Here is a 14,559-nt window from a genome sequence, read left to right as displayed (position 1 = left end):
CTTTTATCGCAGCTTCCCTCAGCAGGCTGATCAGGTGTATCGCGGCTGCTGCTGCTTTATCGCAGCTTCCCTCAGCAGGCTGATCAGGTATATCCCGGGCTACTGCTGCTTTTTATCGCAGCTTCCTTCAGCGGGCTGATCAGGCATATCCCCGGCGCTGCCGCTTTACTGCAGCTTCCAGATGCGGTACAGGATGGCGGCTGCCTCCGCGCGGGAAAGCGGATCGTGCGGCGCAAGCCTGTTGTCCTTGCCGGCCACGATGCCGCGGTGCACCAGCGCTGCAGCGCCTTCTCTGGCATAGCCGGCAATGCTCGCCGCATCGGCATAAGCGTCCACAGCTCCGCTGCCTTCCGGCAGCTTGCCGGCTGCCGTTAGCGCACGCGCCGTCAGCGCCATCATATCCTGGCGGGAGATCGGGCTGTCGGGCCGGAACGTGTTATCCGTGAACCCGGCCGCGATGCCCAGCTCCTGGGCGATGGCCAGTTCATGGCTGTAGTAAGCCGCAGATGGGATATCGCTGAAGAACGCTTGATTGCTGCCGCTGCCCTTCAGTTCAAGGGTTCTGACCAGCAGTGCGATGAAATCCGCTCTGTTGATCGATGCTTCAGGAGAGAAGCTGTCCTCGTCCGTTCCCTTGATAATATCGCGAGCTGCCAACGCCTCGATGGCTCCCTTGGCCCAAGGCACGCTCTGCAGGTCTGCGAACGTCTTCGAGCCGTAAGCTACGGCATAGGTTCCGAAATGGGAGGTTTGAACAACAACCGCCCCGGTTGCCGCATCATATCTGCCATTCGGAATAACTGTCGCGCTGCCGCTGTCATCAATGTACAGCACAACGATGCGATCCGGATGGCTCAGCTCCTCCGCTGACGGCGTGTAAGGGATCGCCACCGTTACAGGCGCCTTCGGGTTATTCCAGGCCATGACCTTGTCGCCTGCGAGCAGGCTAAGCTCAATGGCTGGACGGCTGCCGACCCGCTCGCGAGCCGCTGCATCCCAATCGTCGGCAGAGGCGCTGCCTACGCGGATGGACACCTGCTCCGCATCCACCGTCACGTTGGACAGCATGCTGCTCGGAATTTGAAGCGCCGCGTGCTCCGTCTTCAGCTTTAGCTCGAAGGCTTCCTGCCCTTGCAGGCTCTTCGCGGGCAGCTGCACTTCGTACGATGCCGCATCCGCCTGCTTCGCCAGGTCGATAACGATCTGCTTCTTGCCGTTAGCTGTTGGACTAGCTTGCTCAAGCGCTTTGTTCAGGCTGTCGCTGGAAATGGTGGCAGCTGCACGTCCGTTGACGACCTTCACCTCCGGCTTGATCGTGACAACGCCGCCCTTGCTCTCAACGGCACCTGTCTGCGAGGCTGATCCGCTGCCGCTGTTACTGCTGCTAGAGCTGCTAGAGCTGCTGCCACCGCCACTGCCTCCAGTGCTGCCACCGCCACTGCCTCCAGTGCCGCCACCGTTGCCGCCACCGTTATCGCCGCCGCCATTGGAGCCGCCGGGCTTGCCGAGGAGGGTCAGCACCCCGTACACGGACGTATCCTGATATCCGTTGCCGGTCGTATCGTTCCATGTGGCGACGCTTTGGCGGGCGCCGTCCTTGGCGTCATTGATCTGCGCATCGAAGCCGATTTTCATATTGTTGGCCGGTGTGATCGTTTTGAACGGGATCTTCATTTCCACCGTGTAATTAGACCCGGAAACCTGGGTGGCTGATTCGAAGCCTGCTGCAATGCTTTCCGGACTAAAAGAAGCCTCATTCTCAAAATTCACTCTGTATTGGCCGTCATCCTCCTGATAGAACGTGGTTTTCGCGTTGTTCTCGTCCAGGAAGACCTCGACGGAGTCGTGCTCCCATACGTTGGCGCTGGACTTGTCAAGCTGGGAGTCGCTGACCTGGATCAATACGTACAGGTTCTCGTCATCCCATAGTGCCTTGGCTACGCCGCTAGCTCCCTGCCAGGCCATCTGATACCGGTTGATCGGCATGCCAGGGGTATCGCTCCAGACAGCGTCGATCGTACCGTCGATGACCGGAGTTGCGAATTTAGCCGTTGAATGATTGGCGTCGCCGATCTCCGGCTCATGCTCCTCGATAAATTGATCCGGGTCGATTACGGCGTAATAAGCCGGTTTGGCCTGCAGATTCTTATCGAATAGCAATGGATTGGATTGTGCCCGCCAGCTGGAGGAATCCTCCAAGCCCCAGAAGGTCACGCGCGCGATATGCTCGGCGTGTTCCTTGTAGATCTTGAACAGCTGCGCGTATAAATAGCCTTGGGCATTTGCCAGCTTGTCGGAGAGCTCGTAGTTGCTTCCGGCCTGGATATCCAGCTCGGTTATGCTGACCTCGACGCCTAAGGAAATGAATTTCTTCAAGGACAGCTCCACATTGACCGGATTCGTGTTCACCGAATAGTGTCCCTGCATGCCGACGCCATCGATCAGCAATTTACCAGGGTGCGTGCTTGCATAGCTCTCGTTGATTTCCTTGACCATTCTATAGATGGCCTCGGCTTTATTCTGGTTATCATCGTTGTAATCATTGTAGTAGAGCTTGATATCCCAGCCCTTCTCGTCCAGTACCTCTCTGGCCGCGAGGAACGCCTGCTCGATATAGTCCGGGCCGATCGCCTGATACCATGGGGACTTGCGGAGCGATGCCTGCCAATCCGCCGGATTAGACGGGTTATCATTCATGGCTTCATTAACGACGTCCCAGGAAATGACCCGGTCGCCGAAATGCTCTACCACAGTTCTGATATGGGTTCTCAAATTAGCGAGAGCTTCCTCCCGGCTCAAAGGCACAGTATTGCCCGATGAATCCGTTGTCGTATTCATCCATTCCGGGGACTGCTGATGCCAGACCAGCACATGCCCGTGCATCTGCATGCCTTCAGCAAGAACTTTATTGACCATGGCATCCGCCGCGTCAAAGGTGAAATCGCCCTTCGTGGGCTGCAGCGCGTCCGGCTTCATGGCGTTGCCTGCCGTAGCGACCTGGTGATGCATCTTCAGGAGCTCTAGCCGAATCCCCTCCAGATCCTCCGCCGTGATGGCGTTGCCAATCAGGAAATCGTTGCGATACGCATCCTTGATTGGTAGCAGGTCCCTCTCGATGTCGATCGGGCCGGAGCTCGTTTTCTCAAAGCTGATATCATCGATATAAAAGGATGCTGCCGCATTGTTGGAGCTTTCCACATAGATCGTTAAGTATTCATTGCCAACGCTGTTATAACGGTAGGTCCCCTCGAACTGAACCCAGCCGTCGCTGACTTGGATGGTTTTGGGGGCCAGGGCGACATAATTCGCGCTGCTTCCATCCCCAATCTGTGTGGACAGCTGGAGCTGCGAGCTTGCGGGCTCGATCAGCTTGACCCAGGCCGAGACCTTATACTCGCTGCCCTTGTCGACATATTGCTCGACGCGCAGCGACGGTCCATGCCATGTAGATGACCTGCCTTCTACCTTCAAGGCATGGGAGCCGCCCTCGGTATGGTTGGCCTCTGAGGTAACGGTCAGCGTCTCCGTGCCTGCCCGGCCTTCAAAGCCGCCGGTGGTTCCATCCTCGAAGGTAATCGTGGTGAATTCCTTCGCCGGAGGCCGTGGCGGTTCAGGAGTGCCGCCGCCAGAGTTCGCCTGCTCGGTGATCAGAATGTCTCCGATATAGAAGGGAACCTTGGCTCCGGGGTCATTGGATTGGACGCGAAGCGCTTTATCCGTGCTCGTATCCACCGTAAACTCTTCGGACAGAGTAATGGCGCTTCCAGCTGCAAAATCCGCACCGACCAGCCAAGCATAGCTGTCTACCAGCTGTAGAGAGGCTTGCGCGCCGCTCGGTACAAGCTCATTCTCGTCGACATAGACAGCTACGGTCACCGTATAGGTCTTGCCGTTCTGCAGTCCGATGTCGGCGAATTTGAAATCCACGGCGTCCCAATTGTTCTCGCGGTTGCTAACATAGATAGCCGCGCCATCCTCATTGCCGTCGAATACCTTGCCGGTGACCGGCGTCAGATGAGCGCCGCCCGATTGTGCTGCTGCGCCTTGGCCGCCCGCAAAGGTCTCGTGATACACTATGACCGGGTCATCCGCCGCCGCTGGCGACACAGGTGCTGCTGTTGCCTCCGAAGGCAGCAAGCCCAGAGGAAGAAGCAGGATTGCTGCAAGCAAGATCGAGATGCCTTGTTTGATCCTTTTACCCATTCGTTGCATTCCCCCTACACATAAATTGTTTCATACAATTAAGCGCTTTCATTTGTTTGCACGAGTCCTCCTTTCCACCCCAAATCATAGCATTCGTACAAAAAACGCTTCTAGCTAGAAATTAAAGAATAATCCCTAGTTTTTATATATCTTTCAACCGTGGTCTTCAAAGCATGACAGGCATATGGATTGATCGTATTGGCAGCTCCGCCTCCATTACAGCCTGTGATAGTGGGTTAAGAGCTGCTCCACCCGATTCTGGATGATTTGCTTTAATGAATCAGGCTTTACGGATACAACGGAACGGCCATATCTCATAAAATAGTCAGCCACAAACTCCTCTTCCCCCGGATTATAGAATCCCCTAATGACGGTTTTATCCCTAACCTCTAGGCTCATCGACGGATAATGCTCCTTATAGAAAATATCCTTCGCCGGTTCTAAAATCTCTATTTCAAAGTCAATACTGTTCTCAGAACGATAAATGTCCAAGGAACGCTGAATAAGCTCATCTATAGAATAATGAGCTCCGTTCTCCTCCTCCTCTACAGAGGTGATTCGGTCACATCTGAACACCCGATGCTTATTCGTGCTGCACTCGATGCCGGATGCATACCACTGGCCAAACCTCGCGGAGATTTTGAAAAATTGAATATGGTAGCTTTTGTTCTGCTTATTTTTTACATATTGAATCCGGCAGCTGCTTTCCTGAAGAATGCTTCTTAGAATTCGATCCAGAAACCGGCTCGCGTGGCGATGCGGATATATTTCTAACTGCAGGACCTTCTTCATTTTGTGAATTTGCTCGACTTGTTTGTCGGAGAGGCAGCTTTCAAACTTCTCATTCAGTTTGTTCACGCTAAGATGAAACGGAGTGGATTGATAAGCCTCCAGCGTCAGCATGGCAAAGTACAGAGCATACACCTCATCCATGGTAAAAATAATAGGGGATAGCAGCCTGTTCTTTAAGAGGCCGTATCGCCCATGTCTGCCATGCTCCGAGAAAATCGGCATGCCTAGCTGCTCCAATGAACTAATATCCCGCAGAGCTGTACTTTTTGAAATTCCGTACTTATCCATCAGATCCTGTAAATTAAAATATTCCCGGCCGTTCAAGTACCGGATCATATCATTTAATCTTTCAGATTTGTTCATTTTAGATTCCCCTTAATAAAGGTGTCATATTTTGATCCCTTTATCAATTATGATGAGTTCAAGGGCAGAGATCAAATGCATAAGCCCAGTCTAAATCTACTATTGAAGGAGACGGATACCATGAGTGCAACGCTAGAAGCGGCTATTTTCTTATCTATGAACGGAAGAGCCAGAGAGGCTATCGATTTTTACACAAAGCATTTTAATGCCGAGGAATGGCTGCTGGTGACCTATGAAGACATGGCGAAGCTCGACAGCTCGCTACAGCTTACGGACGAGAACAGGAATTACATTACTCACTCGGTTCTGTCCATGGGCAAGACAAAGGTCATGCTGGCGGAAGATCCCATGGATGTCACTGAAAAGTACACCGTGGGCAACAACATTTCCTTGTGCATTCAAAGTGCGGATTTGGAAGAGATAGAACACTTCTACAAGAGCCTGACTGCGGATGAACGGGTGAGAGTCATCGTTCCACTCTCCAGTAATGTGTTCAGCAAAGCCTACGGTATTATTGAAGACCCGTTCGGGATTCAAATCCAGTTGATGTACGATGAGAGATTGCGGTAAAAAGCTTAGGTGATCCTAGGTAGTAATCAAGAGCAGGGAGTTACGGCCGAATGGAATTCCATCATCTAGCAGCAGCTTGCTTAGCTCGGGTGTTTTGTACCGGGCAGCGGGCTGCTGCTTGCCGTGTGGTCTGCTTGAAGGTGGCGTTCCATAATTATGAAGACTTCGTGAAGAGGTTTGACAATGAGAATCAGTAGCATATAATAATGATTATAAATAAGAATTAGTTTTGGATGCGCAGGCCAGTGTGATAAACTAGTCTTAGGCATCTAAACTAATAGCGAAAACCAAAATACTTAGGAGGTAAGATTAACCATGGCATTGATTGGAACAGAGGTACTACCATTTAAAGCATCGGCTTATCACAACGGTGAATTCATCGAGGTATCCGAAGAGAACTTCAAAGGCAAATGGAGCGTAGTTTGCTTCTATCCAGCAGACTTCACATTCGTATGCCCAACGGAGCTGGAAGACTTGCAGGATCAATATGCAACTCTGAAAGACCTTGGCGTAGAAGTATACTCCGTATCCACGGATTCCCACTTCGTGCACAAAGCATGGCATGACAGCTCCGAGGCCATCGGCAAGGTTACTTACATTATGATTGGCGACCCATCCCATACGATTTCCCGCAACTTCGACGTGCTGGATGAAGCAAGCGGCATGGCGAACCGCGCTACGTTCATCATCGATCCAGACGGCGTAATCCAAACGGTTGAAATCACTGCAGACGGCATCGGCCGTGATGCAAGCACGCTTATCGACAAAATCAAGGCAGCTCAATACGTGCGTAAACATCCAGGCGAAGTATGCCCGGCTAAATGGAAAGAAGGCGCAGCAACATTGAAGCCAAGCCTTGATCTTGTAGGCAAGATCTAAGGAGAGAGAAACCATGAAACTGGATGCAGACATTAAACAACAACTGGAGCAATATCTTCAGCTTTTGGAAGGCGATGTTCTGCTGAAAGTCAGTGCAGGAAGCGATTCTGTATCTAACGACATGCTGGATCTAGTCAATGAACTATCCAGCATGTCGGATAGAATTACTATAGAGCATGCGCAATTGGCTAGAACGCCAAGTTTTAGCGTCAATCGTGCAGGTGAAGACACCGGCGTAACCTTTGCCGGCGTTCCATTGGGACATGAATTCACTTCGCTCGTTCTGGCACTGCTTCAAGTCAGCGGCAGAGCTCCAAAGGTAGAACAAAGCGTAATTGATCAGATCAAGAGCATTAAAGGCGAATATAACTTCGAGACTTACGTAAGCTTATCCTGCCACAACTGTCCTGACGTTGTGCAGGCACTCAACTTGATGAGTATTCTGAACCCTGGCATCACGCATACGATGATCGACGGCGCAGCCTTCAAGGAAGAAGTGGAGAGCAAGGACATTCTGGCCGTGCCGACCGTTCACCTGAATGGTGAATTCTTCGAGAGCGGCCGCATGACGATCGATGACATCCTTGCGAAGCTGGTTACCTCGGATGCCTCCGAGTTCGAGAACAAGGAGCCGTTTGACGTCCTGGTCATCGGCGGCGGACCAGCCGGCGCGAGTGCGGCGATTTACGCGGCACGCAAAGGAATTCGCACAGGGATTGTGGCCGAGCGCTTCGGCGGTCAGGTCAATGATACCCTGAGCATCGAGAACTTCATCAGCGTGAAGTACACGGAAGGGCCTAAGCTCGCTGCAAGCCTAGAGGAGCATGCGAAGGAATACAACATCGATATCATGAAGGCACAGCGTGCGAAGCGTCTGGAGAAGAAGGATCTTATTGAGGTTGAGCTGGAAAATGGCGCAATTCTGAGAAGTAAGACCGTCATTATCTCTACAGGAGCCCGCTGGCGCAATCTGGGCGTACCTGGCGAAGCTGAATATAAGAACAAAGGCGTAGCCTACTGCCCGCACTGCGACGGTCCTCTATTCGCAGGCAAGAAGGTTGCCGTAGTTGGCGGCGGAAACTCTGGTATTGAGGCAGCGATCGACCTTGCAGGTCTTACCGAGCATGTTACGGTTCTGGAATTCATGCCGGAGCTGAAGGCAGACTCTGTACTGCAAGACCGTCTGAATAGTTTGCCTAATACGACTGTCATCAAAAATGCGCAAGTGAAAGAAATCACGGGTTCGAACCGGGTTGACGGCGTCAGCTACATCGAGCGCGAGAGCGGCGAGACGAAGCATCTTGACCTTGAGGGCGTATTCGTTCAAATCGGTCTGGTTCCGAATACCGACTGGCTCGGCGATACGATTGAGCGCACTCGCATGGGCGAAATCGTCGTTGACAGCCATGGCGCAACGAGCATCCCTGGCGTATTCGCTGCCGGCGACTGCACGAACTCGCCTTACAAGCAAATCATCATTTCGATGGGATCCGGTGCTACCGCAGCTTTAGGAGCATTCGATTACCTGATTCGAAATCAATAATTTCAAGCTCTAACTCCCCTTAACATGCCACTTGGAGAATATAATCCGGTGCATGATAAGGGGATTTTTACGTTATCTTAGGTTGGGTTCGCAATGGTTATTAACCTTATCTTTATCTGCCGATAAGGGGCAAATGGACTCGTCAAATCCCTATCATCATCATCTCTGTAACAGCGGTAGTGATTTTTTTGTTATTTACTAGTAGAATACAGTAATATAAATAAGATGAGTTTAGGGAGCCAGTCCTTGAGCTGAGAGCTCATCCTGATTGATTCTGAGTTATCCTTTGCTGTGTGCCTTATATAGCTTTGTGCCTCATATACATCTTGGGACTACATCCATGGACATTCCGAATATGGAGTTGAATGATACGATGAAGAATGAGTTGCTACAAATCGGGCCAGTGACCATTTACGGGTACGGGCTCATGATTGCCCTTGGCATTCTTGCAGCCTATATGGTCGTGGTCCATCGGGCCAAGAGCAGACGAATCGATCCGTCGCATATTTCATCCTTAACGATCTGGAGCGTGCTGTTTGGGTTCATTGCAGCTAAATTACTGTACTGGATCACGCAATGGAACAATATCATTGAGGATCCGCGATTGCTGTTGGAACTGTCCGGCGGCTTCGTGGTCTATGGGGGAATTATTGGGGGAATCTTGGCCGGGTATGTGTACTGCAAGAAGAAAAACCTGAATTTCCTGCAAAGCCTGGATCTATTCGTACCTTCGATTGCCCTGGCGCAGGGATTCGGGCGAATCGGCTGCCTCCTGGCCGGCTGCTGCTATGGCGAAGAGACGAACCATTGGTTAGGCATTACGTTCCACGAATCGCATTATGCGCCTAACGGGGTTAAACTCATGCCCACGCAAATTTTCGAGAGCGTGTTCAGCTTTGCCCTCTTCTTCCTTCTCCTATACATAGCCAAGAGGAAGAAGCCCGATGGATTCGTCGCCAGCCTCTATCTCCTATTCTATAGTCTGGGAAGATTCGTGATTGAATTCTATAGAGGGGATATTATTCGCGGGAGTGTGGGCCTCTTCTCGACCTCTCAATTGATCGCGGTGCTTGTCTTCCTAGCCACTTGTGCGATCTTGATTTCGAGATGGATCAAATCCAATAGAGTTAGTCATACTTAGCTTAACGCTTGGGTTTAGGAGCTTTCCCCTGTTGGGAAGGCTCCTTTTGGTTTGTGTATTTTATCAATAATCCGGTCAGATGGCATGATTGAAGGACTCCAAACTAAGGCATTGCCATATAAGATCAATGACAATCTAGAATTGAAATAAGGATCAGGGAGGTTCTTCTTCTTCCCATCATTGCTTTCACTTTTCCTCCAAATATAATATTACTATATAGCCATACCACCGAAATTAAATAGCAAGGGAGCATCAGACATGGCCATCCGTCGTGGAGCTGTAGAGCAAGATTACATTATTGAGCATGTCACAGAGATATTTCAATGCAGAGTTCTTTGGAGCGAAGGGCGTCCATGCTTGGAGTATAGGAGTGACCGAGAGCTGGAGCAAATCACGGAGTATGTCCAAGCTAACTTTGAAGTCGAGCTGCTGGATGTATTTTTTACAGCGGTGGAGAGCTTGCCGGCAGACTAGAGCGACTATCGATAATCCGTTCTTACCTCGCCTGGCAGCGTAAATGCCATAACCCCCTCTGAGTCAGTGACCCTATCGCCAACAATGCGTTCGTAAGCGAGAGTCGTATATTGGTAGTTTGTATCGATCATCCCGTATTCGGTATGACTGCTGTCTCCAAAAATACCATGCGAATAGTACAGCATGTTTTTGTTGATTTCAGGAGCTTTTCCCGTGGAGTTTGTGATACTCGTTCCCATAAGAGTCTCCGTGTGACCGGTAGAGGCGTACTCAAAGTTAGCTTGCCAAGTACATACTAGAAAGTTATCCTGCAGTTCGACCCAGGATATCGTATTCCCATAAATATAGTAATAACCCAACGCCTCGCCTTCCGGGAAAATAAACGTCCTATCGTAATTTTCATTTAATATTTTGGTCTCCAGCGGAGGGTTCATATAGTGTGCGGACTGAATGAGCCGTGTAATTTTCGGTCTTGCCTCTTCCAGAGAGCCACGATACAAAATATTCTTAGTCTCCTCGCTAAGCGGCGAGTAAATTTTAATTACCCCTTGAGTCCACTCCACCTCATATCCAAAGGAATGGGCAATCAGGCGCATCGGAACATAAACGGTTCCATTTTTTAATTTGGCTGGCGCATCCAGGTCTAGAGCTAGATCGCCGGATTTTGTCCCCCGCAATGTGGCTTTTTTGGCGCCGGGCTTCAAGCTTAGGCGTTCTCCCCATTTCTGCACGGTGACCGTAGATGTTTTGGAGTCCCATTGGACCTTGGCGTCCAATGCTTCGCTAATGATGCGCAGCGGAACCAGGGTTCGTCCGCGATCCGTGATGACGGGCAGGCGCTCGGTGATCGTTTTTCCTTCTACAATCAGCTTGGTGGCAGGCTCAGAGGCGGCATAGGCCGCCGGAAGGTTAGCAAGAAGTACAATAAAAGCTACCGCCGCAAGGACGGCGTGGCGAAGCCAGTTCTTCATGGTATTTACCTCCATATCATTTTTTTCCAATACTGTATAAACGTTTGGTATTCCTGCAAAGTTGGGTGCGCAGGGCACTATAGTCGCGCCTGTAATATCGCTGATATTAACAGGCGTTTGTCATAAATAGCTCTACATAAGGAGGGAATGTATTTTGATTAGGATAATATCTTCCATCATTTCTGCATTCATTCTATCTCTTGTATTCACTATGATTAGCCATACGAATGAGGACAATGTCTTATCTTACAGCTTTACAAGTAAGTTATTGAACGGGTTTGTCCTTTTGCTTGCCAAATATTTATTTATTGCTGTTCCTATGTCCATATTTATCGATATAAGAATTAAGAAGTATGGGAAGCTCGCACACCTCTTGCTGTATTGTCTCGGAGGATTCATTATGGGGGGATTGTTTTTATTGATCAATCCTACATCAAATCCTATGGCTGGCCTTCGCTTAACTTTACTTTTTGCACTGGGTGGCGGGTTGTTTTCTGTAGTATTGAATGTTTTTAGGTTGTTTGTGAGAAGGTGAGTTTTGGGTATGTTAGTATTCAGAACAAATTAGTGAGGCTTCTTGTCCTTTAGCTCCGCATTCATTCGCTTTGCTTCCTCAATATTATTAGCAGGTGAAGTGATAGTGATCTTTTTATCCCCATCATTATTGGAATGGGTTAGTTGCTGATAAAGATCCTGGTCTGTAATTTCTATTGAGAAATTCAGGCTTTTATAATCAAAAAAGATTTGGCCAAGATAAGATCTTGTTGATTCGTTGTAGCTGATTAATCCTGATCCAGGGGAAAAGGTTACATGTTCAAGCTTAATTTCATCTCCAATGACTAGAGAGCCAATGAAACTGTGTTCTTTGGTGTTATACTGGCCATTCATGGATACCTCAACAGTTTGATTTATCTCGTCCCCATACATAAATGCTGTAATGTCGATATTAATCACTTCCTTAGGATTGGTACAACTGACGAGGACAAGAGATAGAAGAACGATCATATAAGTTTTAAGCAGAAAACTTTTCATCAAGACTCGCCTCCTTTTTTTCAAAAATATAACTTCTGTCTCACTATTGTATTAAGCCCTACTAGCTCTTTTTAAAAGGATTCCTAAAGCCCTTTGTTGAAGACAATAATAACACTATTCACCAGAAACGAGGGTCAACATGATTACTCAAGTAAGAAGTTGGACACATGATGATTCAATCCCTAACTTGATTGGTAGAAAAAAAGTAGATTGGTCTATTTTTGAATATGGGTCTGCGATACCAAACGACTTTATACCGTTTTTTGATCAGGCTAATCATGGGGAGGTTATTGAAGTTGGTAACCCCCAAAGGTTAACGCTAATCTGGGAGAACAAGAGGTATCAGGCAGTACTGAGAATTGCTGATCAAAAGGGCGTGGGTAGAGATAAGTTTCAAATGAATTACCGTTCTAATGAAATAAAGGAACTAATGAAGTCAGTTTTTAGATCTACATATGAATACATGCTAGAACTAAAGGATAAGGATTCTGGCAGCCGGAAACAAATATCTGTGCCAAATGAATTGGCCGAATATATAGAGTTTTACTCTACAGATAAGCCCTTCGTTTATGAAATGAAATTGCTACCCGTGGATGACCTAACAATGCCAAATATCTGGTGGGTCAATCAAGGCTCTACTCTTAATCAGGAATTTCAAGAGGGGATATTATGGGCTCCTTTGACTGGTAAGGGCGGTCGATCTCAGTACCATTGGGACACGATGGATGAAGTGAGAAAAGGGGATATCATACTACATTATGCAAATGGGGCATTGCGTTATGTAAGTAGAGCCATTGCAGATCCTGTGAATGCTAGAAAGCCTAGCTCCATGTCAAATTCCATATGGGAGGAGCAAGGGAGGCTTATTCGTGCGGAATATTTTGCGCTGGAGCCTAATATCCCCTTAAGTCGTTTTTCTCAGGAAGTCCTAAACTTAAATATTCATCAAGGTCCGATTCATTCAGGCGGAGGAGTGAAACAAGGCTACTTATTCCGTTTTTCAATCGAGGGACTTAACATTATTCAAAGTCATTCACCAGATGTAGCCTGGCCCGAATTTACACGTTTTGAAGTTGAAGACAATGAGGATTTGGATGAGGTGGAGCCTGTGCAAATGATAATTGAGGATGGGGAAGTAGCAGCAGTTTTAAGTAAGATCAAAGCTTATATTCAGCAGCGAGGGTTCTATTATCCGCCGCACCTCATTGAGAACTTTTACCTATCTCTCAAAACCAAGCCCTTCGTCATTCTAGCTGGCGTTTCAGGAACGGGGAAAACCAGGCTGATTAAGCTCTTTGCTGAGGCGATGGGGGCCAACTTGGATAACGGTCAGTATACACAAATCCCTGTTCGGCCGGATTGGAGTGATCCTTCCGATCTGATAGGCTACAGTGATCTGGCGGGTAAGTATCGTCCGGGGCCATTAGCTAAGGTACTCCTGAAAGCATCCCAAAACCCAGGCAAGCCTTATTTCATCTGCCTGGATGAGATGAACCTGGCTAGAGTGGAGCATTATTTCAGCGATATGCTTAGCATACTTGAGACGCAGGAATGGCAGGGTGATCGCATCGTCACTGCGCCAATCATTCATGAAGAGTCACTGGTGCAGGATGAGGATCGAGTGGTATATGGCAATTTGTCTATTCCAGAAAACCTATATTTGATTGGAACAGTCAATATGGATGAGACAACGCATCCTTTTAGTAAAAAGGTACTCGACCGGGCAAATACAATCGAATTCAATGACATTTATTTGCCTCAATTTCCTAAGGAAGAGCCGGAGGCGAAATTAAGCCCCGAGCCTGTTCCAAATCAGTTTCTGCGGAGTGACTATCTCCGACTCGTGGATGCTTTTCATGCCGATACAAAGGCATTTATTACGAAAACGACCGAGGCTCTAGTGCGCATCAACAATATCTTAGAGGAAATTCACGCTCATGTAGGGTTTCGGACTCGAGATGCAGTATGCTTCTATATGCTCTATAGCCAACGGTACAAATTGTTTTCCGAGGAGGAGGCGTTAGATCGTCAGTTACTTCAGAAGATACTACCAAGAATTCAGGGCAGTAGTGCTTCAATCAGAAGAGCTCTCTTGAACTTGATGAAGGAGTGTATAGGCCCTTCTTTTGTCATCAAAGACTATTCAGAGAATATGGAAATGATGTTTGAAGAACGCAAGCTCAATGAACTGATAAATCAGGCCAAGTATCCTCAAAGTGCAAAGAAAATCGCTTCTATGTTACGGAGGCTAGAAGAAGATGGATTCACCTCTTACTGGTTATCGTGATGCACCCGTTAACCTTCTACAAATAGAAACTAATCTATTTAAATTATTTATTAAAGGGAGACCATATCATCCGACCGTTGAAACTTTACAGCTTCATCGTCAAGAGGGGGAGGTTTGGTCCGATGCTCATTTTCATGTTGAAGTTCCCTCTTCGAAGGTGGAAGTCAGTTCGGTTCAAATTTTCTCCCGTCAGACGTTAAGTCTTCAAGCGTGGGATCATGGCGACCAAGCAGAGCCCTTGTTTTTCGAAACGCAAGACTATCAACTCGTTATTGAAAAGAAGCAGGATCTACCGATCGTCTTC

At 48.6% G+C, this 14,559-nt stretch carries 10 protein-coding genes; 6 read left to right on the top strand and 4 right to left on the bottom strand.

The features are described 5' to 3' along the window. Positions 1–165 precede the first annotated feature (165 nt). Both BN2762_RS11290 and BN2762_RS11285 read right to left on the bottom strand, forming a co-directional pair. The gene (locus BN2762_RS11290) at positions 166–4,203 is read right to left on the bottom strand and encodes a glycoside hydrolase family 10 protein (RefSeq protein WP_055107091.1); all 4,038 of its coding nucleotides are present in this window, start codon (positions 4,201–4,203) and stop codon (positions 166–168) included. Between the two features lie 216 nt (positions 4,204–4,419). Further along, the gene (locus BN2762_RS11285; protein WP_055107090.1) at positions 4,420–5,358 is read right to left on the bottom strand and encodes a helix-turn-helix transcriptional regulator; all 939 of its coding nucleotides are present in this window, start codon (positions 5,356–5,358) and stop codon (positions 4,420–4,422) included. 120 nt (positions 5,359–5,478) lie between these two features. Here BN2762_RS11285 and BN2762_RS11280 point away from each other — a divergent pair, with 120 nt between their 5' ends. From BN2762_RS11280 to BN2762_RS11260, 5 genes are all read left to right on the top strand, one after another. Further along, complete coding sequence (locus tag BN2762_RS11280; protein ID WP_055107089.1) at positions 5,479–5,928, top strand: VOC family protein; 450 nt, start codon at positions 5,479–5,481, stop codon at positions 5,926–5,928. Positions 5,929–6,243: 315 nt separating this feature from the next. After that, entirely contained in the window at positions 6,244–6,807 is a 564-nt protein-coding gene (ahpC, locus tag BN2762_RS11275; RefSeq protein WP_055107088.1) for an alkyl hydroperoxide reductase subunit C, read from the top strand. A gap of 13 nt (positions 6,808–6,820) precedes the next feature. Then, positions 6,821–8,350 (top strand): alkyl hydroperoxide reductase subunit F, encoded by a 1,530-nt coding sequence (ahpF, locus tag BN2762_RS11270; protein WP_055107087.1) that lies wholly within the window; start codon positions 6,821–6,823, stop codon positions 8,348–8,350. A 373-nt stretch (positions 8,351–8,723) separates the two neighbouring features. After that, positions 8,724–9,491, top strand: a complete 768-nt coding sequence (locus tag BN2762_RS11265; protein ID WP_055109937.1) for a prolipoprotein diacylglyceryl transferase — start codon at positions 8,724–8,726, stop codon at positions 9,489–9,491. A gap of 258 nt (positions 9,492–9,749) precedes the next feature. Continuing rightward, the gene (locus BN2762_RS11260) at positions 9,750–9,965 is read left to right on the top strand and encodes a hypothetical protein (protein WP_055107086.1); all 216 of its coding nucleotides are present in this window, start codon (positions 9,750–9,752) and stop codon (positions 9,963–9,965) included. A 5-nt stretch (positions 9,966–9,970) separates the two neighbouring features. Here the strand turns inward: BN2762_RS11260 and BN2762_RS11255 are convergent, their stop codons facing one another. Together BN2762_RS11255 and BN2762_RS11245 are read right to left on the bottom strand one after the other, a co-directional pair. Then, a complete protein-coding gene (locus BN2762_RS11255) occupies positions 9,971–10,936 on the bottom strand; it encodes a copper amine oxidase N-terminal domain-containing protein (RefSeq protein ID WP_055107085.1) in 966 nt (321 codons plus the stop codon). A gap of 564 nt (positions 10,937–11,500) precedes the next feature. Then, positions 11,501–11,968, bottom strand: a complete 468-nt coding sequence (locus BN2762_RS11245; RefSeq protein ID WP_055107083.1) for a hypothetical protein — start codon at positions 11,966–11,968, stop codon at positions 11,501–11,503. A gap of 139 nt (positions 11,969–12,107) precedes the next feature. Between BN2762_RS11245 and BN2762_RS11240 the strand changes: the two genes are divergently transcribed. Beyond that, a complete protein-coding gene (locus BN2762_RS11240; RefSeq protein ID WP_055107082.1) occupies positions 12,108–14,255 on the top strand; it encodes an McrB family protein in 2,148 nt (715 codons plus the stop codon). Positions 14,256–14,559: the final 304 nt, after the last annotated feature.

This window comes from Paenibacillus ihumii (assembly GCF_001403875.1).
In the GTDB taxonomy this organism is placed as follows: Bacteria; Bacillota; Bacilli; order Paenibacillales; family Paenibacillaceae; genus Fontibacillus; species Fontibacillus ihumii.
Note: the sequence above shows the minus strand (reverse complement) of the source record. Positions and strands in the feature narration are given on the sequence as shown.

Coding starts and splice junctions, on each gene's coding strand:
- BN2762_RS11290 (WP_055107091.1), bottom strand. CDS start 4,203: ATGGGTAAAAGGATCAAACAAGGCATCTCGATCTTGCTTGCAGCAATC.
- BN2762_RS11285 (WP_055107090.1), bottom strand. CDS start 5,358: ATGAACAAATCTGAAAGATTAAATGATATGATCCGGTACTTGAACGGC.
- BN2762_RS11280 (WP_055107089.1), top strand. CDS start 5,479: ATGAGTGCAACGCTAGAAGCGGCTATTTTCTTATCTATGAACGGAAGA.
- ahpC (WP_055107088.1), top strand. CDS start 6,244: ATGGCATTGATTGGAACAGAGGTACTACCATTTAAAGCATCGGCTTAT.
- ahpF (WP_055107087.1), top strand. CDS start 6,821: ATGAAACTGGATGCAGACATTAAACAACAACTGGAGCAATATCTTCAG.
- BN2762_RS11265 (WP_055109937.1), top strand. CDS start 8,724: ATGAAGAATGAGTTGCTACAAATCGGGCCAGTGACCATTTACGGGTAC.
- BN2762_RS11260 (WP_055107086.1), top strand. CDS start 9,750: ATGGCCATCCGTCGTGGAGCTGTAGAGCAAGATTACATTATTGAGCAT.
- BN2762_RS11255 (WP_055107085.1), bottom strand. CDS start 10,936: ATGAAGAACTGGCTTCGCCACGCCGTCCTTGCGGCGGTAGCTTTTATT.
- BN2762_RS11245 (WP_055107083.1), bottom strand. CDS start 11,968: ATGAAAAGTTTTCTGCTTAAAACTTATATGATCGTTCTTCTATCTCTT.
- BN2762_RS11240 (WP_055107082.1), top strand. CDS start 12,108: ATGATTACTCAAGTAAGAAGTTGGACACATGATGATTCAATCCCTAAC.